24 protein-coding genes, 2 tRNA genes and 1 riboswitch are annotated in these 22,062 nt (G+C 66.2%); of the genes, 15 read left to right on the forward strand and 11 right to left on the reverse strand.

The genetic code is table 11. The features are described 5' to 3' along the window. Positions 1–162 precede the first annotated feature (162 nt). Complete coding sequence (locus tag EPO55_RS17045; RefSeq protein WP_296338227.1) at positions 163–681, forward strand: cold-shock protein; 519 nt, start codon at positions 163–165, stop codon at positions 679–681. Positions 682–687: 6 nt separating this feature from the next. Here EPO55_RS17045 and EPO55_RS17050 read toward each other — a convergent pair whose 3' ends face one another. From EPO55_RS17050 to EPO55_RS17060, 3 genes are all read right to left on the reverse strand, one after another. After that, a complete protein-coding gene (locus EPO55_RS17050) occupies positions 688–1,629 on the reverse strand; it encodes an ABC transporter substrate-binding protein (protein WP_296338228.1) in 942 nt (313 codons plus the stop codon). Between the two features lie 2 nt (positions 1,630–1,631). Then, the gene (locus EPO55_RS17055) at positions 1,632–2,369 is read right to left on the reverse strand and encodes an ABC transporter permease (protein ID WP_296338230.1); all 738 of its coding nucleotides are present in this window, start codon (positions 2,367–2,369) and stop codon (positions 1,632–1,634) included. After that, positions 2,366–3,073, reverse strand: coding sequence for an ATP-binding cassette domain-containing protein (locus EPO55_RS17060; RefSeq protein WP_296338233.1), 708 nt, complete (start codon positions 3,071–3,073; stop codon positions 2,366–2,368). Before EPO55_RS17060 ends, EPO55_RS17055 begins: the two co-directional genes overlap by 4 nt. Further along, positions 3,071–3,174: riboswitch (TPP riboswitch) on the reverse strand. It overlaps the preceding gene by 3 nt. A 75-nt stretch (positions 3,175–3,249) precedes the next feature. Between EPO55_RS17060 and EPO55_RS17065 the strand changes: the two genes are divergently transcribed. Next, positions 3,250–3,744: a DUF192 domain-containing protein gene (locus EPO55_RS17065; RefSeq protein ID WP_296338234.1), complete on the forward strand. Its 495-nt coding sequence runs from the start codon at positions 3,250–3,252 to the stop codon at positions 3,742–3,744. Here the strand turns inward: EPO55_RS17065 and EPO55_RS17070 are convergent. Beyond that, positions 3,741–4,403 (reverse strand): class I SAM-dependent methyltransferase, encoded by a 663-nt coding sequence (locus EPO55_RS17070; RefSeq protein WP_296338235.1) that lies wholly within the window; start codon positions 4,401–4,403, stop codon positions 3,741–3,743. The two genes, EPO55_RS17065 and EPO55_RS17070, sit on opposite strands and share 4 nt — an antisense overlap. Positions 4,404–4,477: 74 nt before the next feature. Here EPO55_RS17070 and EPO55_RS17075 point away from each other — a divergent pair, with 74 nt between their 5' ends. Further along, entirely contained in the window at positions 4,478–6,145 is a 1,668-nt protein-coding gene (locus EPO55_RS17075) for a formate--tetrahydrofolate ligase (protein WP_296338237.1), read from the forward strand. On the opposite strand, the gene EPO55_RS17080 is transcribed toward EPO55_RS17075, so the two are convergent. After that, complete coding sequence (locus tag EPO55_RS17080; RefSeq protein ID WP_296338239.1) at positions 6,142–6,549, reverse strand: DUF2237 domain-containing protein; 408 nt, start codon at positions 6,547–6,549, stop codon at positions 6,142–6,144. The genes EPO55_RS17075 and EPO55_RS17080 overlap by 4 nt on opposite strands. A gap of 81 nt (positions 6,550–6,630) precedes the next feature. Between EPO55_RS17080 and EPO55_RS17085 the strand changes: the two genes are divergently transcribed. The 3 genes from EPO55_RS17085 (at position 6,631) to EPO55_RS17095 (ending at position 7,151) form a co-directional block, all read left to right on the forward strand. Then, positions 6,631–6,707: transfer RNA gene (locus EPO55_RS17085), tRNA-Pro, on the forward strand. Positions 6,708–6,735: 28 nt separating this feature from the next. Next, entirely contained in the window at positions 6,736–7,038 is a 303-nt protein-coding gene (locus EPO55_RS17090) for an ETC complex I subunit (protein ID WP_296338240.1), read from the forward strand. Positions 7,039–7,075: 37 nt separating this feature from the next. Beyond that, a tRNA-Arg gene (locus EPO55_RS17095) sits at positions 7,076–7,151 on the forward strand. Here EPO55_RS17095 and EPO55_RS17100 read toward each other — a convergent pair. Then, on the reverse strand, positions 7,152–7,778 hold the full coding sequence (locus tag EPO55_RS17100; RefSeq protein WP_296338242.1) for a LysE family translocator: 627 nt from the start codon (positions 7,776–7,778) through the stop codon (positions 7,152–7,154). It lies immediately after the preceding tRNA gene. A 120-nt stretch (positions 7,779–7,898) separates the two neighbouring features. Here EPO55_RS17100 and EPO55_RS17105 point away from each other — a divergent pair, with 120 nt between their 5' ends. Continuing rightward, entirely contained in the window at positions 7,899–8,528 is a 630-nt protein-coding gene (locus tag EPO55_RS17105) for a TetR/AcrR family transcriptional regulator (protein ID WP_296338243.1), read from the forward strand. On the opposite strand, the gene EPO55_RS17110 is transcribed toward EPO55_RS17105, so the two are convergent. Next, on the reverse strand, positions 8,525–9,079 hold the full coding sequence (locus EPO55_RS17110; protein WP_296338245.1) for a GNAT family N-acetyltransferase: 555 nt from the start codon (positions 9,077–9,079) through the stop codon (positions 8,525–8,527). The two genes, EPO55_RS17105 and EPO55_RS17110, sit on opposite strands and share 4 nt — an antisense overlap. A 43-nt stretch (positions 9,080–9,122) precedes the next feature. Here EPO55_RS17110 and EPO55_RS17115 point away from each other — a divergent pair, with 43 nt between their 5' ends. The 8 genes from EPO55_RS17115 (at position 9,123) to EPO55_RS17150 (ending at position 16,193) form a co-directional block, all read left to right on the forward strand. After that, the gene (locus EPO55_RS17115) at positions 9,123–9,740 is read left to right on the forward strand and encodes an HAD-IA family hydrolase (protein ID WP_296338247.1); all 618 of its coding nucleotides are present in this window, start codon (positions 9,123–9,125) and stop codon (positions 9,738–9,740) included. Positions 9,741–9,767: 27 nt separating this feature from the next. Next, a complete protein-coding gene (locus tag EPO55_RS17120) occupies positions 9,768–10,097 on the forward strand; it encodes a DHCW motif cupin fold protein (RefSeq protein WP_296338249.1) in 330 nt (109 codons plus the stop codon). 1 nt (position 10,098) lies between these two features. Beyond that, entirely contained in the window at positions 10,099–10,986 is an 888-nt protein-coding gene (locus tag EPO55_RS17125; RefSeq protein ID WP_296338251.1) for an NAD(P)-dependent oxidoreductase, read from the forward strand. 69 nt (positions 10,987–11,055) lie between these two features. Further along, positions 11,056–11,688 carry a nitrile hydratase subunit alpha gene (gene nthA / locus EPO55_RS17130; RefSeq protein WP_296338252.1) on the forward strand — a complete coding sequence of 211 codons (633 nt, stop codon included), beginning with the start codon at positions 11,056–11,058 and terminating at the stop codon, positions 11,686–11,688. After that, on the forward strand, positions 11,685–12,341 hold the full coding sequence (gene nthB / locus EPO55_RS17135; protein WP_296338254.1) for a nitrile hydratase subunit beta: 657 nt from the start codon (positions 11,685–11,687) through the stop codon (positions 12,339–12,341). The genes nthA and nthB overlap by 4 nt, the downstream gene beginning before the upstream one ends. Before the next feature lie 3 nt (positions 12,342–12,344). Further along, complete coding sequence (locus EPO55_RS17140) at positions 12,345–12,704, forward strand: nitrile hydratase accessory protein (RefSeq protein WP_296338255.1); 360 nt, start codon at positions 12,345–12,347, stop codon at positions 12,702–12,704. Positions 12,705–12,746: 42 nt separating this feature from the next. Beyond that, positions 12,747–14,270 carry a M81 family metallopeptidase gene (locus EPO55_RS17145; RefSeq protein WP_296338256.1) on the forward strand — a complete coding sequence of 508 codons (1,524 nt, stop codon included), beginning with the start codon at positions 12,747–12,749 and terminating at the stop codon, positions 14,268–14,270. Between the two features lie 384 nt (positions 14,271–14,654). Beyond that, positions 14,655–16,193, forward strand: a complete 1,539-nt coding sequence (locus tag EPO55_RS17150; protein ID WP_296338257.1) for a hypothetical protein — start codon at positions 14,655–14,657, stop codon at positions 16,191–16,193. A gap of 229 nt (positions 16,194–16,422) precedes the next feature. Here the strand turns inward: EPO55_RS17150 and EPO55_RS17155 are convergent, their stop codons facing one another. The 4 genes from EPO55_RS17155 to EPO55_RS17170 all read right to left on the reverse strand — a co-directional run bounded on the left by EPO55_RS17155 (position 16,423) and on the right by EPO55_RS17170 (position 21,457). Beyond that, positions 16,423–16,932, reverse strand: a complete 510-nt coding sequence (locus tag EPO55_RS17155; RefSeq protein ID WP_296338258.1) for a hypothetical protein — start codon at positions 16,930–16,932, stop codon at positions 16,423–16,425. A 201-nt stretch (positions 16,933–17,133) separates the two neighbouring features. After that, positions 17,134–19,374 (reverse strand): adenylate/guanylate cyclase domain-containing protein, encoded by a 2,241-nt coding sequence (locus tag EPO55_RS17160; RefSeq protein WP_296338259.1) that lies wholly within the window; start codon positions 19,372–19,374, stop codon positions 17,134–17,136. A 168-nt stretch (positions 19,375–19,542) separates the two neighbouring features. Continuing rightward, entirely contained in the window at positions 19,543–20,958 is a 1,416-nt protein-coding gene (locus EPO55_RS17165) for a FecR family protein (protein ID WP_296338260.1), read from the reverse strand. Positions 20,959–21,145: 187 nt separating this feature from the next. Further along, complete coding sequence (locus EPO55_RS17170) at positions 21,146–21,457, reverse strand: tetratricopeptide repeat protein (protein WP_296338261.1); 312 nt, start codon at positions 21,455–21,457, stop codon at positions 21,146–21,148. Between the last annotated feature and the right edge of the window lie 605 nt (positions 21,458–22,062).

The following is a 22,062-nucleotide window of genomic DNA, read 5'->3' on the forward strand; positions in this document are numbered from 1 at the left end:
CGAGGAAGCGCTTTCCCTTGAACAGATCGGCTTTGAACATCGGATGATGTCTCCTTGTTGCATTGGCAATGTCGTCTAACTGGCCCCGGTGGCCGGCCACAAGGACTGTTGCGTCCGCTCACCGGAATGATAGGATTTCCAAATAACAAAAGGGATCGTTGAATGACGACCCACCAGGGGGAAGCGAGCGGGGACGCGGGTTCAGTTGAGCTGCGTGGTAAAGTTAAGTGGTTCAACGCAGTCAAAGGGTACGGATTTCTAGCCCTCGACATCGACAATAGCGACGCGTTCTTGCATGTGACGACACTTCGGCAATCCGGGCATGAGGATCTCAAGCCCGGTGCCACCGTTGTTTGCGCCGGCGTGCGCGGCCCCAAGGGCTGGCAGGTCATGAAGGTGCTCGACGTCGATTTGTCGACCGCCGTCGCCGTCGTGCCCAAGCCGCCGCCGATACCGGACGGTGTCGCCATGGGCGAGTACATCGTTGCCCTGGTCAAATGGTACAATAACGAGCGCGGCTACGGCTTCGTCACCCGCGAGGCCGCCGATGGCGATATTTTCGTCCATGCCGCGGTGCTGCGGCGGCACGGCATGGATGCCTTGGCGCCCGGCCAGAAGGTGATGATCCGCGTCGCCGAGGGCCAGAAGGGGCTTCAGGTCATCGAGATCCGGGCGGCCTGAGGTCGTTCACCGCATGTCGCGCAGGTAGCTGGCGGTCGCGGGCGCCTGCTTGATCAGGCCGCGCTTCACCAGGAAGGCCGCAAAGGTTTCGTAGCGTGCCCGGTCGAGGGCCACGGGATCGTCAGCCAGCAGCGGCAGCGTATCCTTCCAGGCGAGCCGGTTGAGGTCGTTGTCGAGCTCCTTGCCCGATTTGGAGAAGATCGCCCAGGCTTCGGCCGGATTGGCTTTTAGCCACGCCGTCGCCTCGGCGATCGCGGCCAGCAGCTTCTTCGTGCGCGCCACGTCGACAGTCTCGCGCTTGGCCACCAGGATCAGCTCGTCGTAGGCCGGCACGCCGTTCTTCTCGACCAGCCAGATGCGGCCCTTGGCCTTGTTCAACTCGAGATCGTTGAGCTCGAAATTGCGGAAGGCGCCGATCACGCCGTCGACCTGCTTGCTCATCAGCGCCGTGGTCAGCGCGAAATTGACGTTAATCAGCGTCACGTCCTTCAACGTGAGGCCGGCGCTTTCGAGCATTGCACCCAGCAGGGCCTCGTCGAAGCCGGCGATCGAATAGCCGATCTTGCGGCCCTTGAAGTCGGCGAGGGTCTTCACCGGGCTGTCTTCCAGGGCAACCAGCGAATTGAGTGGCTGGGCGACGAGTACGCCGACGCGCGCCAGCGGCAGTCCTTCGGCCACCAGCATCTGCAAGGTCGGCTGATACGAGACGGCATAGTCGGCCTGGCCTGCCGCCACCAGCTTGGGCGGTGCATTGGGATCGGCCGGTGCGATCAGCTCGACGTCGAGGCCGTGCTTGGCGAAGACGCCGCGCTGCTTGGCCACGACCAGCGCCGCATGGTCGGGATTGACGAACCAGTCGAGCAGGACGCGGACCTTTTCCTGCGCCATGGCGGGCAAGGCCATGCAGGCAAGGGTGAGAGCCAGGATGGCTTGAAGCAGGATGCGCATATTCACTCTCCTTGAGGCGATTGCCAGGGAACCAGTCGTCGGGCTGCCCGGTCGGTCGCGTGGTAGAGCGCGAGACCGAGCAGACAGAGCAGAAAGAGCGCGGCAAAGGCGAGTGGTGTCTGCCCGCGGGCCAGCGATTGGGTCATCAGGTAGCCGAGGCCGGCGCTCGCGCCGACCCATTCGCCGATCACCGCGCCGATCGGCGCCACGGCGGCGGCAATGCGGGCTCCGGAGGCGAAGGCGGGCAGGGCAGCGGGCAGGCGGATCTGCAGCAGCACCGCGCGGGGGCAGGCATCCATCGTCTGCGCGAGGTCGAGCCAGCCTTGGTCGGTGCGGCGCAGCCCATCATAGAGGGTGCTGACGACCGGGAAGAAGATCACCAGGGCCGCCATCGCGACCTTCGAGGCCATGCCGTAGCCCAGCCAGAGCACGAGTAGCGGAGCGATGGCGATCACCGGAATGGCCTGGGAGACGATGACGAGTGGCAACGCCCAGCGCCGCCAACCCGCCGAGGCGGCAAAGACCACGGCCAGCACCGCGCCCAGGACCAGTCCTAGCGCCAGGCCCAGTATCATCTCGGCCGCCGTCCAGGCCGCCTGTTCCATCAAGAGGTCGAAGCGCTCGACCAGCACGACGGCCACACGCGATGGCGGTGGCAGGATGTAGACCGGCACGCCGGTTGCCCAGGTGAGCGCTTCCCAGGCGAGAAGCAGGCCGATCGCGGTGATCAACGGCCTCATGCCGTGTTCCGCAGTTGGGCGATCAGTCGACCCTGCAGGCCGAGCAGCGTCGGATCGGCGGGATCGCGCGGCATCGGCCCCGGAGGCTCGATCACCGGACCGACGGTGAAGGGCGTTCCCGACAGGACGCGTACCTGATGGCCGAGACGCAGCGCCTCGAGGGGATCGTGCGTCACCAGCACCACCGTCCGGCCGGCGAGCAGCCGCGCTGCCAGATCCTGCAGCTCCAATCGAGTCACCGCATCGAGATGGGCGAACGGCTCGTCCATCAGCACGACAGGCCGGTCCTCGCAGAGCGTGCGCGCGAGCGCCGCGCGTTGGCGCATGCCTGCCGACAGCGTCTCGGGGCGGTCGCCCAGTCGATGGCCGAGACCGACTTCCGCCAGCAGCGTTCGTGCCCTCGGCCCGGCGGCTCCGAGCGCGACCGCGTCGCCGCGCAGACGATGGCCGAGCAGGACATTGTCCAGCAGGTTGAGCCAGGGCAGCAGGAGGTCGCGTTGCGCCATGTAGGCGAGTGGCGCGGCCCGTTCGGCGCCCGGCAGGAGCCCGGCCAGCCAGCGCAGCAGCGACGTCTTGCCGACGCCGCTGCGGCCCAGCAGGCACGTCGTCCGGCCGCCGGGAAATTCCAGCGTCAGATTGTTCGCCACCACACGGTCGCCGAAGGCGATGCGCGCGCCACGCACGGAAAGGGAAGGAGAAGCCACCACGAAAGTCACCAGTCCCTACGCCGGCATTAACCGGATCAGGTTCCCGGGGTCGTTCTTGCGAACCTCTCAGCCGCGACGCGGCTCCCCCCGATGATTGGCCGACACTATGGGAAGCGCCCCGCTGTCACGCAAGTGTCTTGAGTTTGACGAAATCGGTCCGCAGGCTCTATCCCATGAGCATGGCATTTGCAGGCTTCAATCGACGGCTCGGCCGCCGGGTCTTTTTCGCAGCTCCCTTCGCCCTGGCGGCGGGGACGGCACTCGCGCAGGGCAGCGACGTCAAGTTCAAGCGCTCGTCGCTGGTCGTCGCGACCGGCGGACGCGACCTCAAATTCGAGGTCGACATGGCGACCAACGATACCGAGCGTTCGCACGGCCTGATGTTTCGCAAGAGTCTCGGTCCCTACGAAGGCATGCTGTTCGACTTCCACCAGGAGCTGCCCGTCAGCTTCTGGATGAAGAACACGCTGATTCCGCTCGACATGATCTTCATCGCCGCTGACGGCACGATCCGGCACATCCATTCCAACGCCGTGCCGCTGTCGACCGACACCATTCCCAGCAAGTTCCCGGTGCGCGGCGTGCTCGAGATCAACGGCGGCAGTGCCAAGCTGCTGGGCATCAAGCCTGGCGACAAGGTCAGGCACGCCATCTTCGGCAACGCCTAGATCCGCTTCAGCGCGCAGGTCATGCCGTCACCGACGGCGAACAGGGCGAGATCGACGCGCTCATCGGCCTTGAGTTTGGCGTTGAGCGCACGGATTGCCGTCGTGTCGGCGTCGACGTGCGCCAGGTTGGCGACACGTCCGCGCCACAGCACGTTGTCGATCAGCACCAGCCCGCCTTTGCGCACGAGCTTGAGGCAACGTTCGTAGTAGGCATCGTAGTCTTCCTTGTTGGCGTCGATGAAGGCGAGATCGAGCTGACCCGACAGACCCTGGGCCAGCAGCCAGTCGAGCGTGCCCAGCGCCGGCCCGATGGTGAGTTTGATGCGTCCGTCGAGGCCGGCCTCCTTCCAGGCGCGCCGCGCCACCTTGGTCCAGTCCTCGCTCACGTCGCAGCACCAGAGCTTGCCGTCAGAGGGCAACGCTTCGGCGATGCAGAGCGAGGAGTAGCCGGTGAAGGTGCCGACCTCGACCGCGCGCCGGGCGCCGATCGCGCGTGTCATCAGGCCGAGCTGCTGGCCCTGGTGGGCCGAGATCTGCATGCCGGCTTGGGGCAGGCGAGCCGTCTCCTCGCGCAGCCGGCGTTTGACGGTGCTTTCGCGCAGCCAGTTGGCATCGACATAGTCGGCCAGCGCACCGTCGATTTGTGCCCAGCTCTTCATGGTCTCTCCTGTTGGCTCGGAACGCCGGCCTCGCTAGGGTCGCGCCCAATTGAAAAGGGGTTTGGGGAAGCCGTATGTCAGATATCGAGATCGCGCGGCGCGCAATCAAGAAGCCGATGAACGAGGTCGCCGCGCGCCTGGCCATTCCGGCCGATGCGCTGGAACCCTATGGCCGCGACAAGGCCAAGCTCGACGCCAGCTTCGTGAAATCCCTGGAAGGCCGCAAGCCCGGCCGGTTGATCCTGGTGACGGCGATCAATCCCACCAAGGCGGGCGAGGGCAAGACCACCACGACGATCGGCCTGGGCGATGCCCTCTGCCGGCTCGGCAAGAAGACGGCCATTGCGCTCAGGGAGCCCAGCCTAGGTCCCTGCTTCGGCCAGAAGGGCGGCGCCACCGGCGGCGGTCAGGCGCAGATCGTGCCGATGGCCGAGATCAACCTGCATTTCACCGGTGACTTCCACGCCATCACGACGGCGCACAACCTGCTCGCGGCGATGCTCGACAATCATATCTACTGGGGCAATGCGCTCGGCATCGACGCTCGGCGGGTGTTCTGGCCGCGCGTGCTCGACATGAACGACCGCGCCCTGCGCGACATGGTGACCAGCCTCGGCGGCGTCGCCAACGGCTTTCCCCGCCAGACTCGCTTCGACATCACCACCGCGTCCGAGGTGATGGCGATCCTCTGCCTCGCGCGCGACCTCGCCGACCTCGAACAGCGGCTCGGCCGTATCGTCGTGGCGGAAACGCGCGAGGGCAAAGCCGTCACCGCGGGCGACCTCAAGGCGGCCGCCGCCATGGCGGCAGTCCTGAAGGACGCGGCCAAGCCCAACCTGGTGCAGACGCTGGAGAACAATCCGGTGCTGATCCATGGCGGGCCCTTCGCCAACATCGCGCACGGCTGCAACTCGGTGATCGCCACGCGGGCGGCGCTGGCGTTGGCCGACTATGTCGTCACAGAAGCGGGCTTCGGTGCCGACCTCGGTGCCGAGAAATTCCTCGACATCAAATGCCGGCAGGCCGGGTTGAAACCCGAGCTCGCCGTGGTCGTGGCCACGGTGCGGGCGCTGAAATTGCACGGCGGCGCCGACGAGAAGATGCTCGACAAGGAAGACCTGGGCGCGGTCGAGCGCGGACTGCCCAACCTGCTGCGCCACGTCGAGAACCTCGCCAAGTTCGGCCTGCCGGTGCTGGTCGGCATCAACCGGTTTCTGAGCGACACGCCGGCCGAACTGAAGCTGATCGAGGACAAGTGCGCCGCCGCCGGCGCCAAGGCCTATCTCTGTGAGCATTGGGCCAAAGGTGGTGCTGGCGCTGAAAGCCTGGCGCGTGCCGTCGTGGCCACGCTCGACGAGGGCAAGGCGGCCTTCAAGCCGCTCTATGCCGACGACCTGCCGCTGGCGCAGAAGATCGAGACCGTGGCGAAGGAGATCTACCGCGCCTCAGGCATCGCCATCGCCGGCACGGCGCAGCGCCGGCTGAAGGCGCTGGAGGCGACGGGCTATGGCAAGCTGCCGGTCTGCATCGCCAAGACCCAGTACAGCTTCGCCGCCGACCCCGACCTGCGCGGCGCGCCCACCGGGCATACGCTGCCGATCCGTGAGGTGCGCCTGTCGGCGGGGGCGGGCTTCGTGGTCGCCATGGCCGGCGACATCATGAGCATGCCCGGCCTGCCGCGTGTTCCGGCAGCGGAGCGCATCGGCCTGACTGCCGATGGCGAGGTCGACGGAATTTTCTAGTTTGGCTTGAAGGCGTACTTCTTCAGCTCGTCGAGTGACACGACGCGCAGGGTCGCCACATGGGTGGCCTCGAGCACGACCTGCGGCGCGGCGTCGCCGTCGAGGGCTTCCTTCCAGCGGGCGGCGCACAGACACCAACGGTCGCCCGGCTTCAGGCCGGGAAAGCCATATTGCGGTAAGGCGGTGCTGAGGTCGTTGCCGTGGGCCTTCGAGAAGGCCAGGAACGCCGCCGTCGTGACCACGCAGACCGTGTGCAGGCCGACATCCTCGGCGCCGGTATTGCAGCAGCCGTCGCGATAGAAGCCGGTGATCGGCTGGACGGAGCAGGGCTGCAGCGTGCCGCCCAGGACATTGACCGAAGGCGCTCGGCCGGGGCGGCCTTCCTCGGGGGTTTGATCGAACATGGCCCAGTGTAGCACCCGGAATTTGCGCTTTCGAGGGACCGCCGCCGCTGGTAGAAGTCCCCCGCCTGCAAGTCCTTGCGGCGGGGCGTAGCGCAGTCTGGTAGCGCGTCTGCCTTGGGCGCAGAAGGTCGTCGGTTCAAATCCGGCCGCCCCGACCACGGCCCCGCGAGCGGAGTATTGGAGTTCATGAAGGTTCGCATCTTCAAGCCGGCCAAGACGGCCATGCAGTCCGGAATGGGCAACACCCATGAGTGGGTGCTCGAGCCCGAGCCATCGCCCAAGCAGGTCGATCCGCTGATGGGCTGGACCAGTTCACGCGACACCATGGAGCAGGTGAAGCTCCATTTCGCGACGCTCGAGGAAGCCAAGGCCCACGCCGAGAAGAACGGCTGGCAATACACGGTCGAACAGCCCCATGCGCGGCCGGTCAGACCGAAGGCCTACGCCGACAATTTTGCCTACACCCGCGTCGGGCGTTGGACGCACTGACGGCGCAGCCGTCGCTGGCGTGCTATTCTGATATTTCGGGCCCGTAGCTCAGGGGATAGAGCACCTGCCTTCTAAGCTGGTGGTCGCTGGTTCGAATCCAGCCGGGCTCGCCACTACCTCCCGACGCCGCTCAGCGTGACCGTCGCCACGCCGGCGCTGACCAGCAGGCCGCCGCCCACCTTGTTGACGATGCCGATCGCGCGCGGATTGCCGGCGAAGCGCCGTGCCTTGGAGGCCACCAGGGCGTAGCCAAAGGCGTTGGCGAAGGCCAGCACCAGGAAGGTCGTCTCGAAGACCAGCATCTGGGTCAGGAAATCGGCCTGGGTGTCGAGGAAGGCGGGCAGGAAGGCCACGAAGAAGGTGATGCTCTTGGGGTTGAGTGCCGTCACCAGCCAGGCATGACCCAGCATCTTGGCGGCCGAGACGGCGTCGGTGCGGGGCTGGGCATCGAGCGTGTCGCCGGCCCGCCAGAGTTTTATGCCGAGATAGACCAGATAGGCCGCCCCCAGCCATTTCAGGGCCGTGAACAGCGTGGCCGACGTGGCGAGGAGCGCCCCCAGCCCCAGCATGGAGAGCGTCATGGCCGTGAAGTCGCCCAGGGCGACACCGACGGCCATGGGCAGCGCCGTACGCCAGCCCTGTCCCAGGGCATAGGAGACGACCAGCAGCACGGTCGGCCCCGGGATGATCAACAAAATGGTCGACGCTGCTGTGAAGGCAGCCCAGGCTTCGAACGACATTTCCCCGCTTCCTCCTGCTGGCGAGCCACGACAGAGCCACAGGAGTGGGGGCGGAGTCAGCCAGATTTCTGCCTCTTTCCATCGTCAAGATTCGGTGCGCAATATCTTGTCGGAGGCAAAATGGCCCGTCCCAAGGCCCAGCCCTATCATCACGGCCAGCTTCGCGAGGCTCTGGCGGCGTCCGGACGGGCGCTTCTAGAGGAAAAGGGCATCCGCGGCTTCACGCTGCGCGAATGCGCCCGCCGGGCGGGCGTTTCCCACGCCGCGCCCGCCTACCATTTCGCCTCGATCGACGACCTGCTGGCCGAACTGGCCACCCGGGGGTTCCAGGAACTCGCTGCGGCCATGACAGCCGAGGCCGAGCGGGCGGACGGCGAGGCGGTCGAGGGCGGTTCGACCAGCCGTCTGGTCGCCCAGGGTGTCGGCTACATGGCCTTCGCCGCCGGCAACCCGGCCCTGTTCCAGCTCATGTTCAGCCGCGAGGCCAACCGGCTCGAGACGCCGGCCCTGGCGGCCGCCGCCGAGGCGGTCCGTAACCTTCATGCCGCCGCTGTCGAGGCGGTCATTCCGCACGCCTCGGGCGAGATCAAGCAGCGCATGGCCGACTTCGCCGGCGCCTCGGTGCACGGCTTCATCAGCCTGCTGCTGGACGGCCAGATCGGCGGCAAGGATTCGTCGCGGGCGCTGAAAGCGCGTGGCCTGTCGCTGCTGTCGGCGATGGCCGAAACCGTCGTTCGCGTCGCCCGCTAGAGCGCGATGCGGAACAGCAATGTCTCGCCGCCGCCGTGGCTGGCCATCTTGGTGAAGCGCTCGACCAGGTAGCCGCCGTTGGCGGTGATCACCTTCTGCGACGGAAGATTGTCGAAATCGGTGGTGAGGTCGACGTGTTTTAGACCGAGCTTGCGAGCCTCCGGCAGCATCAACGCCAGCGCCTGCGTGGCATAGCCTCGCCGTTGCTTCCATGGCACGACGGTATAGCCAAGATGCCCCAGCACGTATTTCGGCAGGTCGGACGTGCCGGGCTGCCAGCGGAAGTTCACCGAGCCGCAGAAACCGTCGTCCCACATCCAGCGGCGGTAGCCCGGCAGGCGCTTCACCGTGCTGCCGTCCGCCAACTTGATTGGTCCGCTCTTTGCCTCGGGATCGTCGAGCGAGGCCACGAAGGCGGCGGGATCGGCGGCGATCATCTCCAGCTCCTCGCGGGCGGACTCCTCGCGACGGATATTGTCCGACCAGAAGCCGCGCCGGAGCGCATCGGCATAGGCGTCGAGATATTCGAGGGCGGGGACGACGAGTTTCAAGGCATTTTCCCGAAAACGGCCGGGTGCTGTAGCATACCGGGACATGAGTTCCAGCCCCGTCCTCGTCCTCGACATCGATGGTGTCATCTCGCTCGCCCAGCCCGAATCGGCGCACCCCTGGTACGCCACGCTGAAGGCCGACCTCGATCTCGACTACGCGGCGATCCAGCAGGGCTTCTTCCGCCGCGATTTCCTCGAAGTGCTGCGCGGCCGGCTCGATCTCTATGTGGCCCTGCAGGACTATCTCGAGCCGCTGGGCCTGGCCGGGCGTCTGGAAGAGTTCGTGGCCTACTGGTTCGAGAAGGACTGCGTCATCGACCGCGGCGTGCTGGCGCAAACCGATGGCTGGCGTCAGCGCACCGGCGGCCGCTGCTTCGCCGCCTCCAACCAGGAACATCACCGCATCGCCTACCTGCGGGAGCAGGGCGGGCTCGGCGCGCATTTCGACGAGATCGTCTATTCGGCGGCGCTGGGCGTCTGCAAGCCCGACCGCGTCTTCTACACCGCCGCGCAGGCGCGCATGGGTGTCACCGTGGCGCAGTCGATCCTGTTCGTCGACGACAAGGCCGAGAACGTCGATGCCGCCCGCGCCGCCGGCTGGCGCGCCATGCTCTATCGCGGGCCGGAGAGCCTGGAGAAGGCATTGGCAGGTTGGGGCTGACGCCCGCTTTCGTGCTAGACCGAACCCATGCTGATGTTCGACATACCCTTCGGGACGACCGACTGGAGCGACGTGGAACGCACGGAACATGCCGGCGAGACCGGTAAGGCGTTCTGGCGGACCCGGAATTTCAACAATATCCGCGTGCGCATGGTCGAGTACACGCCGGGCTATCTCGCCGACCACTGGTGCCTGAAGGGCCATGTCCTGCTGGTGCTGGAAGGCGAGTTGCACACCGAGCTGGCCGACGGGCGCACCGTCGTGCTGAAGCAGGGCCAGAGCTACCAGGTGGCCGACGGCGATCTCGCCCACCGTTCCTTCACCAGGGACGGCGCCAAACTTTTCATAGTGGACTGACATGACGGACATGATCGGATTTATCGGCGTCGGCACCATGGGCGAGCCGATGTGCCGCAACCTGGCGAAGAAAAGCGGCATGACGGTGCTGGCGGCCGACCGCGATCCGGCGCCGCTGAAGCGGCTCGAGGCCGACGGCGTCAAGACGGCCTCGCTCGATGAGATCGCCACGACCTGCCGCACGATCTTCCTGTCGCTGCCGGGCGGCAAGGAAGTCGAGCAGGTCTGCCTGGGCGAGGGCGGGCTGGTCTCGAAGGCAAAGCTCGGCTGGACCGTGATCGATCTCAGCACGGCGCCGCCGCGTCTCGCGCAGCAGCTCTACGAGGAATTCGAGGGCAGGGCCTCGGCCTTCGCCGACGCGCCGGTCGCGCGCACGCGCCAGGCCGCGATCGACGGTACGCTGTCGATCATGGTCGGCGCCACGCCGCCGTGCTTCGCCCGCATCGAACCGTTGCTGCGCCACATGGCGAGCGAGGTGACGCACTGCGGCGCCGCCGGCGCGGGCCAGACAGTCAAGATCCTGAACAACATGATCCTGTTCCAGACCGTGGTGGCGCTGGGTGAGGCGCTCGCCATCGCCCGCGCCCAGGGCGTCGACGGCAAGGTGCTGTTCGAGACGCTGACCAAGGGATCGGCGGACTCTTTCGCGCTGCGCAATCACGGCATGAAGGCGATGCTGCCGGGCGTCTTCCCCGAGCGCGCCTTCTCGAGCGAGTACGCGCTGAAAGACCTCGGCTACGCCATCGAGATGGCCGAGGCGCACGGCGTGCCGGCGCTGGGCGCCGACGTCGCCCGCGAGCTGATGGAGCGGGCGGTGGAACTCGGTCACGGCAAGGAATACTGGCCGGTGCTGCTCAAGGCGATCGAGGACGCCACAGGGAAGGGCTGAGCCAAGGGCTGACCGGGAGCGCCCGGTCGATGTATGCTTGCCCGTAATTTGCAGTCGACGGAGCTTTCCATGGCTGACCACGATCACGACCACCACGACGACCACGGCTCGGAACTGTCGGAGACGCAGCTTCGCGTGCGTGCCCTGGAAACCATCCTGACCGAGAAGGGATACGTCGATCCGGCGGCGCTCGATGCCATCGTCGAGACCTACGAGACCAAGATCGGGCCGCGCAACGGCGCCGTCGTCGTGGCCAAGGCCTGGACCGATCCCGTTTTCCGCCAGGCGCTTCTCAGCGACGCCTCGAAGGCGGTCGCCGCACTCGGCCACGTCAGCAAAGTCGGCGATCATCTGGTAGCCGTCGAGAACACGCCTGAGAGACACAACATGATCGTCTGCACCTTGTGCTCCTGCTATCCGTGGGAAGTGCTCGGGCTGCCGCCGGTCTGGTACAAGTCCGCGCCCTACCGTTCGCGCGCGGTAAAAGATCCGCGCGGCGTCCTCGCCGATTTCGGTGTCGCGCTGCCGAAGGAAACCGAAGTCCGCGTCTGGGATTCGACGGCCGAGACGCGCTTCATCGTGCTGCCGATGCGGCCCGCCGGGACCGAGGGCTGGAGCGAGGAACGTCTCGCCGACCTCGTCACCCGCGATTCCATGATCGGCACCGGCCTCGCCCGCAAGCCCGGGGAGCTCGCGCAATGAATGGCATCCACGACATGGGCGGCATGGACGGCTTCGGCAAGGTCGAGGCCGAGCCGAACGAGCCGCCGTTCCACGCCCGCTGGGAAGGCCGCGTGCTCGCGATGCAGCGCGCCATGGGCTACGCCGGCGCCTGGCACATCGACCATTCGCGCTACGCCCAGGAGACGCTGCCGGCGCAGGTCTATCTCGCGGTCTCCTATTACCAGCGCTGGGAACTGGCGATGGAAAAGAACCTGGTGGCCCGCGGTTACATCACGCCGGACGAGCTGGCCGCCGGCCACGCGCTGCATCAGGCCAAGCCGTTGGAGCACAAGCTCACGCTCGATGTGGTGCGGGCAGGGCTGGCGCGCAGCTCGTTCTTTCGCCAGCAGCAGGCGCCGGCGCGCTTCAAGCCGGGCGATCGCGTGCGGACGGTGAACATCAACCCGCAGGGCCACACCCGGCTGCCGCGCTATGCGCGTGACAAGCAGGGCGTGGTCGAACTGATCCACGGCTGCCACGCCTATCCCGATTCGGTCGCGGCCGACAAGGGCGACGATCCGCAATGGCTTTACACGGTGGTGTTCGACGGAAGCGAGATCTGGGGCGCGGAGGCCGACCCGACGCTCAAGATCTCGATCGATGCGTTCGAGCCCTATCTCGAGCCGGCGTAAGGCATGATCGATCCAGCCGCCGTTCCGGGTCTTCCCTGCAACGTGGAAGGTCCGGTGTTTCGTGAGCCGTGGGAGGCCCAGGCCTTCGCCATGGCGCTGGCGTTGCATGCCCGCGGCCTGTTCACCTGGCCGGAATGGGCGGCGACGCTCAGTTCCGAGATCAAGCGCGCGCAGGAAGCCGGCGACCCGGACACCGGGGAGACCTACTACCGGCACTGGCTCAAGGCGCTCGAACGCCTGGTCGCGGAGAAGGGCATTGCCGACGAGAAGACCCTGGCGCGCTACTACAACGCCTGGGACCACGCCGCCGATCGCACGCCTCACGGCGCGCCGATCGAGCTTCGGCCCGACGATTTCGAGTAGATCACCGCGGCCGATGGGCGCGCGAAGAGGGAGACGAGGCTGATGGCGCGTATTGCCGTGGGTGGATTCCAGCACGAGACCAATACTTTCGCGCCGCAGCAGGCGACGTGGGACGAGTTCGTGCTCGCCGATGCCTGGCCGCCGCTGCTGCGCGGGCCCGAGATGATCGCGGGCGTCGAGGGCTTCAACATTCCGATCGCCGGCGCGGTGAAACGCCTGGCTGAACTCGGCCATGAGATCGTGCCGCTCGCCTGGGCGGCGGCAGCGCCGGCGTCGTACGTGACCGAGGATGCCTACGAGAAGATGTGGGCGCTGTTCGACGAGGACCTGAAAAAGCACGGGCCGTTCGATGCGGTCTATCTCGACCTGCACGGCGCCATGGTGGCGGAGAACACCGAGGACGGCGAAGGCGAGCTGCTGGCCCGCATCCGTGGCATCGTCGGCAACGAGCTGCCGATCGTGGCCAGTCTCGATTATCACGCCAACCTCACGCCCGAGATGGCCAGCCTCGCGACCGCGCTGGTGGGCTACCGCACCTATCCGCACATCGACATGGCGGTGACCGGCAAGCGCGCCGTCGAGCTGCTGGACAAGCTGCTCACGGAAAAGCGGCCGGTCTATCGCGCCTACCGCCAGCTCGATTTCCTGATTCCGCTGGTCTGGCAGTGCACCTTCATCGAGCCGGCCAAGGCGATCTTCGATCTCGTGGGCGAGCTGGAAGCGGGCGAGAAGAGCCACAACCAGGGCATCGTGAGCGTGACCCACACGCCGGGCTTTCCACCGGCCGACATCGCCCAGTGCGGCCCCGCGCTCGTGGTCTATGGCCATGACAAGGAGGCAGTGGAGGCCGCGGCCGACAAGCTCGCGGCCACGGTAAAGGCTCAGGAGAAGGCTTTTGCCGGCGAACTGCTCGACCCCGACCAGGCGGCGCTGCGCGCGATCGAGCTTTCGAAGAAGGCCAAGAAGCCGATCGTTCTGGCCGACGTGCAGGACAATCCGGGAGCGGGTGGGACGTCCGACACGGTCGGTCTGCTGGCGGCGCTGATGCGTCACAAGGCGAGGGGCGCCGTGATCGGCATGATCGTGGACGAGGAATCGGCCAAGGCGGCGGTCGAGACCGGCGAAGGCAACATCATGCGCCGCGGCATCGGCGCGGTGGTGGGCTATGCCGGCGAGAAGCCCGTCGAGGCCGACTGGCGCGTGGTCAAGCTCAGCGACGGCATCTTCACCGGCACCGGGCCGTTCTACGGTGGTGCCAAATTCCAGATCGGGCCGATGGCGCTGGTCACCGACGAGGCGTCGGGTGTCTCCGCCGTGCTGGCGTGCAAGCGCGTGCAGGCGGCCGACCAGGAGATGTTCCGCACCGTCGGCGTCGAGCCCGCTGATGTGCCGATCCTGGCGCTGAAATCGACGGTCCATTTCCGCGCCGACTTCCAGCCCATCGCCGAGACCATCCTGGTGGTGCAGTCGCCCGGCGCCCACATCACCGATCCGGTCGACATGCCCTACAAGTTCCTGCGCAAGGGCATGCGGCTCAGGCCGATGGGACCAGTACACGGCGCCTGAGTCAGCTGAGTCCGTGGGACACGGGTTCACGTCGCCGACCTCTGGCGCCGCTTCAGCCAAGTCATTGGCCACACTGCCGAATCCGGTGTCTGCGGCAGCGGGCCGTGGGACACGGAATGGCCTGTTTCACGTCGCCGATCGGTCGCGATAACGGGCGATAGAGCTGCGGCAGGCTCACGCAATCGCCGTAGGCTTCCCAGAGCTCGAGGGCTTCCCGTGCAGTCATATGATCCTCCTGTGATTCCTCACTTTCCGCGGCAGGAATATCAGAAGGATAGGATAGTGTAAATAGGGACTATCTTGTAGGCCGGTTGTATAACGTGCCAGCATTTTGCTGGCACGATGCCCGTCGTCCATTCGCGCCCCAAGAGGAAGGCTTCCGCGATGTCCTTTTCCCCGCCAACGTTGCATCCCAATGTGATCGCGACCGACGAGCAGCGCGATCTCGCCCGCAGCAGGATCGAAGCGCTGGTCTCGCGGCGGCCGGAGTCCGGCGGCAAGCGGGTCGACGACGGAATGCCCATCGCCATCCGGCTCACAACGGTATCCACGGACGGGGGCTTCGACTCCTACATCCAGCTGCGGTGTCCGCTTCCCCGGGCGCTCCGAGTGGTCCAGCCGGATCTCCTCGTCGACTCCGGCAATGCCACGCTGATCGTGCCTTATGGCGAGCAGCTCACCGAGGCCAACGGATACCAGTTGCTGGGGACGACCACGGAACCATGGGGAGCCCCGGCGAAAGTCGTCCAGGGTCCGATTCAGATTCCGACAACGGATGGGACGTTCTACGAGATCGCGAACTGTGTGTTCTACGCCTGTACCGGCAACAACATGTACGGCACGCGAACCGCGAATTTCGGCCTGGGATGTCTCTCGCCGTGGTCATCGCAACGAGGGAACGTACCTCTTCCGGGCAAGCCGCCGTTGCAGGCGCCGCTCTCCTACAACGCCTCGTACCCGTGCGTCGAAGTCGTCTTTGCGCCGGCCAGGACGATGTTCGCCGACGACGGCAGCCTGACGCTGACCGACGGTTCCCTGATGATGCTGTATCCGTCGCAGCCCAAGGGGTTCACCACGATGGCGATAACGCCCAACCTCGGTTGGATGTCGGTCATTCCGACGTCGCTGGCCATCGGCGGACAGGCGACGCAGTGGCCGGGCCCGCCCGCCTTTTACATCTGCGCGGTGATCGACACGGGAGGCACCTCGGCCTACCTGGGCGACCCCAACAACCTGGTGTGGGACAAGACCTGGCCGGAGTCTGTCACCTGTCCGGCCTGGGCCGGGGGCTCCGTTCCCGCGCCCAGCTGCACCGCGGCGCGGCTGGACATCGGGCTGGCGCAGTCGGGTGGCTCGCCATCCTACGCCTATACGATCGACACCCATCTCCTGCCCGCGTCGGTCCAGGGCCTTACCCTGGTGATGTACCAGAATGGCGGGCAATACATGCCGTACGGCAACGACAGCATCAACACCGGCGGGATCACGGCGCTCTTCAACCGGATCCTGATCGACTATGCCAATGCGCAGGTCGGCTTCGCGCCGAATTCGCCGTACTGGACCGAGGTCATCGAGCTGGATCAGGGCACGGTCCAGAAGTCGGCGGCGATCTCGCCGCCCACGGTGCCGGGTATCCTGATCGGCTACGACTACTTCACGATGGGCAGCGTCGTCACCACGACGATGACGATCTCCTGGGAGGACCTGCCGCCTGGCGCCGTCCTGCACGTCCAGCATGGCGGCTCGCCCGGTGCGGAGGTGGTCAACTGGAGCGGTCCGAACCGCGGGGTGGGGGCGTCAGGGCAGATCGAGGCGACGTGCGGCATCTTCCGGCAGACCGGTGCTGCGGTGCCGATCCTGATCTATGCGTGGCGGTCGGGCTACGTGCCGGTGAAGGTCAAGGTCAAGGCGACGACCAACTGAAGGCGCACCATCCGATGTATCGACATTGCACGGCTCTCGATGTCACGTTTCATCTCGAAAGTTCTCGCGGGTAGATTGACGGCATCGCCGTAGGCTTCCTAGTCGACAAGTTGTGGCTAAGCCGAATTCGGTGATTGTTTGGGCCCTGCCATGCGCCGAAGTCAGATAGTCCACCAACGCATGGTTTCGCGCTCGTTCTGAGATGCAAGCGTAGCGACAGTCGAAAGCGTCACCGCTGCTGGCGAGTGCGCTCCGGCGCTACGTACACGCAGCCACTCGGTTGCTTGCACGCCGCATGGCGCGAGCAGACCGAGCCGTTCCCGCAATCCTGCAGGATCGCGGAGTTCATGCATTTTCCAGCGCTCGAGCAGACACGGCCCTCGGCGCAGCGTGCATCGCCGCACATCGGGCCCGTGTCCGGCGGGCCGCCACTGCACTTGCCATCCTCACCGCATTGCGCGTTCGGCGGCGGGCACATCATGCCGTTGGCGCAGTCGACATAGCCCGGCGCCAGGCAGCTGCCGGGCCGGTAGCGGTGTTCGCGCCAGCCGGGATCGCAATAGGTGCCGTTCGATATGCGCACGCTGCCGGGCGCCACCTCGACCACGCGGCCGCACAGGCCGCCCAAAAGGCAGGCGTTGTCTTTCGGGCACCAGCTGCCGTTGCCGCAGTCGACCCGTTGCGCGGATGCAGGCAGCGCCCACAGCAACAGGACGGCCAGCAGCGTCAACAGCGCCATCGGACCTATTCTCGGCCTCGACGGTCGTGCGTCGCAGGCCTCAATCGTCTTCATCGCATGCATTATCCGGCCCCAGTCCCATCCTGCCGTAACCCGACATTCTCCAGATGTACGTGTAGCCTTGCGAACACTCGCATTCCGTCGGATTCCGGGGAAGGCATGGTGGTCCACGCAGTTTTCCCGGCGCCTCGACCTGCGGCTTCACTTTTCCCTGGCGACGTACACGCCCGTCCAGTCCGGCGGCACATTCTCAATCAGTGCGCCGATCCGCTCGCGCATCATGGCGTAGTATCCCTGCCGCCAGCCCGCGGCCTCCGCCGCCGCCTGGCAGGCATCGATCGATTCGAGCGCCTCGGCGAAAGCGCCGCTGCGATAGGCCGCGAGGAACGACGCCTGCCGGTCGACCAGCGTCAGATAGCTCGGCGATTTCGCGAAATCGGCGTCGCCGATCAGGGCGTGGATGCACTCGGGCTCGGTCTTGCCCTTCACGATGATCAGGTCGAGTTCGATCATCGCGAATGCACCGATCTGGGCGGCGGTATTGCTGCCGATGATGATGTCGACAGAGTAGGTCTTGCACTGCCCCTCGAGACGGGAGGCGAGGTTCACCTCGTCGCCGAGGCAGGAATAGGTGAAGCGCTGCTCCGATCCGAAATTGCCCACCGACGCCCGGCCGGTGTTCAATCCTATGCCAATGGCCACGTGAGTGTGACGGCGTCCTTCCCTTTCGGCCTCGGCTTTCCACTCCTCGTTCAGGACGCGCAGTCGTGCCTGCATGGCAAGTGCCGTCCTGCCGGCGCACGCGGCATGATCTTCGACCGTCAGGGGCGCGTTCCAGAACGCCATGATCGCGTCGCCCATGTACTTGTCGATCGTGCCCTTGTCGCCAAGGATCAGGTCCGTCATCGGCGTGAGGAAGCGGTTCATGAAGCGGGTCAGGCCGGGCGGGTCGAACTGCTCGGAGATCGTGGTGAAGCCGCGGATATCGGTGAACATCACGGTGATTTCGCGCAGTTCGCCACCCAGCTGCAGCAGCTCGGGATTCCGCGCGAGCTGCTCGACGACATCGGGTGACAGATAGTGGCTGAACGCGCCGCGTATCTCGCGTCGATCGCGTTCCGCCCCCATGAAAGCGAGAACCGAGCCGCTGACATAGATCGCCGCCAGCGTGACCGGCGGAAAGACCGGATCGAGCAGCAGCTGAAAATGAGAATAGGCAAACCACGGCGCCAGGGCACCGACGGCGATGAAGGTTGCGGCGACACCGGCCATCCTGATCGCCGACAGCCGCGGCAACAGCCAGACGAAGAGCGCTCCGATCGCCGCCAGATAGAGCAGCTCGGCCCCGTCGGCATAGTCCGGCCGGGCCAGGAACTTCTGTTCGATCATCTGTTCGGTGAGTTGGGCATGGACCTCGACGCCGGGGACCGCGTCCTGGACCGGCGTATTGCGCAGGTCCTTGAGGCCGATCGCACTGGTGCCGATGAACACGATCCGGCCGTCGAGCTCGCCCGCCGGGACTTCGTCGGCGAGAACGGACCGCGCGGAGATGAAGCGCTCCTCGCGATGCCCCGTGTCGAAGAGTGCAACCCGCCCCTGGGCGTCCGTCGGCACCTGGATGTCGCCGATCCTGAGGGCGACGATGCCGGTCTTCTGGCCGAACGACATCTCGCTGCTCGCCCCCGACGACTTGATCACATAGGTGCTCGCGCCCTGGGCAACGCGAAGCGCCTCGATCGACAGGGCCGGGAACAGCCCGTCCTGGCCGATGAGGCGGAACATCGTGGGCACGCGCCGGATCACCACGCTCTCGTGGTCGGTGTTGACGCTGCCGTTGCCCTTGGCGGCGGCCACCAGCAGCGGCAGGGATTTCACCGCGCCGGACTGGATCGGCAGAAACTGACTGGGGTTGTCGCCCGCGAAGGCGACGCCGAAGAACCGGCGTGGCGGATCCTTGCTCCCTTTTGAATCGAAGCCGAAGCCCGCCACGACCCGCGAGCGGGTGATCGCGGCGGCGAAGGTCGCATCGTTGTCCTGGGCCGCGGTGAGCCTGCGGCCCGCTTCGGCGTCGCCAAAGCCACCCAGGGTCGTGGTCATGCGGCTCAACGACGAGCGGTCCGACTCGGCGAAGACGACGTCGAAGGCGACCACCGCGGCCCCGTTCTTCGTGAGCTTTTCGACGAGCTGGGCAATGACGTTGCGCGGCCAGGGCCATTGGCCGTGGGCGGCGAGGGCGGCCTCGTCGATATCGACGATCCTCACCGGCGTGTCGGGTGAGTATTCCCGAGGCTGCATCCTCTGGAAACTGTCGAAGGCGAAGTCCCGCATCCTCGAGAAGAAGATGGGATCCACCGTGCGCAGGAAGAGCGCATTGATCAGCACGAGCAGCGCGATGATGATGGGCGCGCGCCTGACGCCGGCGCCGCCAAAGAACCAGCTCATCCGCATCTGACGCAGACTCCCCCGCGAATGTCAGCTTGCGGGCCGGCGTATGCCAGATGAGGTGGCGCGCCTTGCCGAAGCAGAACAGCCACATGATAGCGTCGTTGCCCAGCTCCGGGTGGGCGAAAGTGCGATGGATCGCATGCAGGTTGGCGGCAGGGTCTCAACCTACTGCGGACTGACTTGCGCTTGCTTCCCTGTGTCGTAGCTCGGCGGCGGCAGGGAGGTCGGCGGGGGAGGTGCCGGCGCCGGGGCCGTCGGGGGCGGTGGCGTAAACGTGATTGTCGGCGCCGGCGGCGCCGGTGGCGCCGGCGGTGCCGGCGGCGGTGCCGGCGGCGGTGGCGTCAGCGTGCTGACGAGGACAGCGAGGGTCTGTGGGCTCAGCGGATTGGGGCCAGCCATGATGCCGGCCAGAAGGCTGTTCAGCGTTTGGGTGGTGGCCGGTGCCAAGCCTGGAAGGGGTGCCACGGGACCAGCCGCCAATGCCGGCGGCGGGGCGACGGCCTGCGCCGGCGCAGCGGCCTGGAGAGGGCCTGCCTCTTGCAGCGGGCTTGCGGCTTGAAGGGGGCTGGCGCCCTGCAACGGGCCAGCGCCTTGCAGCGGGCCCGCGCCTTGGAGCGGTCCGGATCCCTGCGTCGGTCCCGCGCCCTGCGGCGCGCCTGTTGCCTGCTGCGGGCTTCCTCCCTGGAGCGGCCCGGCGCCCTGAAGGGGGCCGGCACCTTGTGTAGGACCAGCCGCCACCTGCGAGCCCGCGGCGGTCTGGGGCGTGGCAGCCGTTTGTGCCGCGGCGGCGGTTTGCGTCGTGGCCGCTGCTGCCGGCGGCGCGGCCGCAACCTTCAATTGTGCCTGCTGCGCAGCGGGCACGGCCGCCAGGGCGGCGGCCGGAGCAATCGCCGAATTCGACCGGCTCAATCCCGAGTTCGCGAAAGCAGCCCCGATCGCAGCGGCGGACGGACGACCGCCGCCACCGCCGGGGCCTGCGCCGCCCGGACCGCCACCGCCCGGACCGCCACCGCCCGGGCCGCCGCCACCCTGCTGATTGCCTCCGGCACTCTGGAAGGAGTTGCTGTTGCCGAGGCCGCCAGGCGGGATCGGCGCCGGCGGCGCCGGAGGCGCGCCCACAGGCGCCAGGATCTGGGAGCCTGGCTGCGTCGTCGTCCGTGTCACGCCCTGGCTCGTCACCGTCATCGATCCGCCGAACAGGAAGTTGGCCGTGGTCGCGCCGGTGGCGGCCACCGCGAAGGTGGCGATGCCGCCGCGGATGCCCATGGTGGCCGATGGGGTCTTGATCGTGACTTCGGAGTTCTTGCTGATGGCGCCGCCGACGAAGCGAAAGACACCGCGCGATGCGTTCAACGCGAGTTCGCCGGTCTTGCGCTCCGGATCGTAGGCAAACTTGTCGATCGTCAGCACGCTGTTCGGGCCGACCGTCAGGGACGATCCGTCGAGGAAGACGATATGCGCCTTGTCGTTGGCACCGGTGGTGACCCGCTCATTGAACTGCATGTCGTTGCCGACGTGAAGAATGCGTTCCTTTCCCTCCGGCGGCAGGCCCTTCGGCTGGCCGTCGACGACCGATGCCACACCGACGCGCGCCCACGCAGGCGACGCTGACAGCAGGCCAATGACTATGGCCGCAAGAATTCGCGAACCAGAACTTCTCATGACGTCCCTTCAATCGACGGATCCCGGTCCGCCGCCCTTCCCAGATGTCGGTAACCACACCTTTCGTGCCTGCATTGAATTTGCCGTGACCTTTTTTGCCTCGCGTTCAGGGTCGCTTGATCTCCTTCAGGTATGACGTCGCGCGCTCCCTGAGGGCGGGTGAGGCACGCTTGGACAATCGCGCTTCGTCGAGATAGCCCCGTGCCGCCTCGAAGGAGCCGAGCCGGAAATACAGCACGCCGAGCTCGAGCTTCACCTCGGGTTGGTCGGCGTCGATGAGCAGCAGCCGGTCGAGCGCCGAGATCGCCCCCTCGAGATCGCCGGTCTTGATGGCGATCTCGGCGAAAGCGACGAGTGTGGCCGGATCCGAGGGCTTGCGGAGCGTTTCCTGGAAGGCCGCGTCGTAGGCCTTGCGCATTTCGTCGGTCGGTTCGGTCGTGGCCGGGGATTGGGTCTGGGATGTCCCAGGCACAGTTTGGGCGCCGGCGCCATTCGCTGCGAAGAGCGATACAACCGCCAGTAGTGTAGTGGTGCGCCATGAAGTCTTGGGTATCACGACAATCTCGCGTGGCTGGCCAGAGCCAACTCCAAACGGCGGGTTTGTTATCGACCAAAGTCGAACAGATGATACTCGGAATAGGTCGATAGTAAAAGAAACGGACGCAGATTTAGTTCGACTTGGCGCGCGGCCCTCTTCGGCCAGCCAACTGCGATGATCTCTCAATGCGAACTGTTCGCTTCCCGAGGGCAGGGGACGCTGATCGCGTCCGCGGGTTGGCAGGAAGAGTGACTAGCCGATAGGTTGTGTCGATTCGTTTGCATATTGCATGCCCAAGATTGCGTCGGCACCGCAAGAAGCAATCAAATGGCTATTTTGAAGGTATAAAGGCAGAAACCGATATTGCACGGCCATCTGGTCCACTGCCTGAAGTCTGATCCAGCTCGAAGGTGGTCCTCTGGCCAAGCTGCCGCGGGGTACGATAGGTAAGCGCGAGCGGTATCGCCTTGGGTCGCTTGTCGCTT

This window comes from Reyranella sp. (genome assembly GCF_004296935.1).
In the GTDB taxonomy this organism is placed as follows: Bacteria; Pseudomonadota; Alphaproteobacteria; order Reyranellales; family Reyranellaceae; genus Reyranella.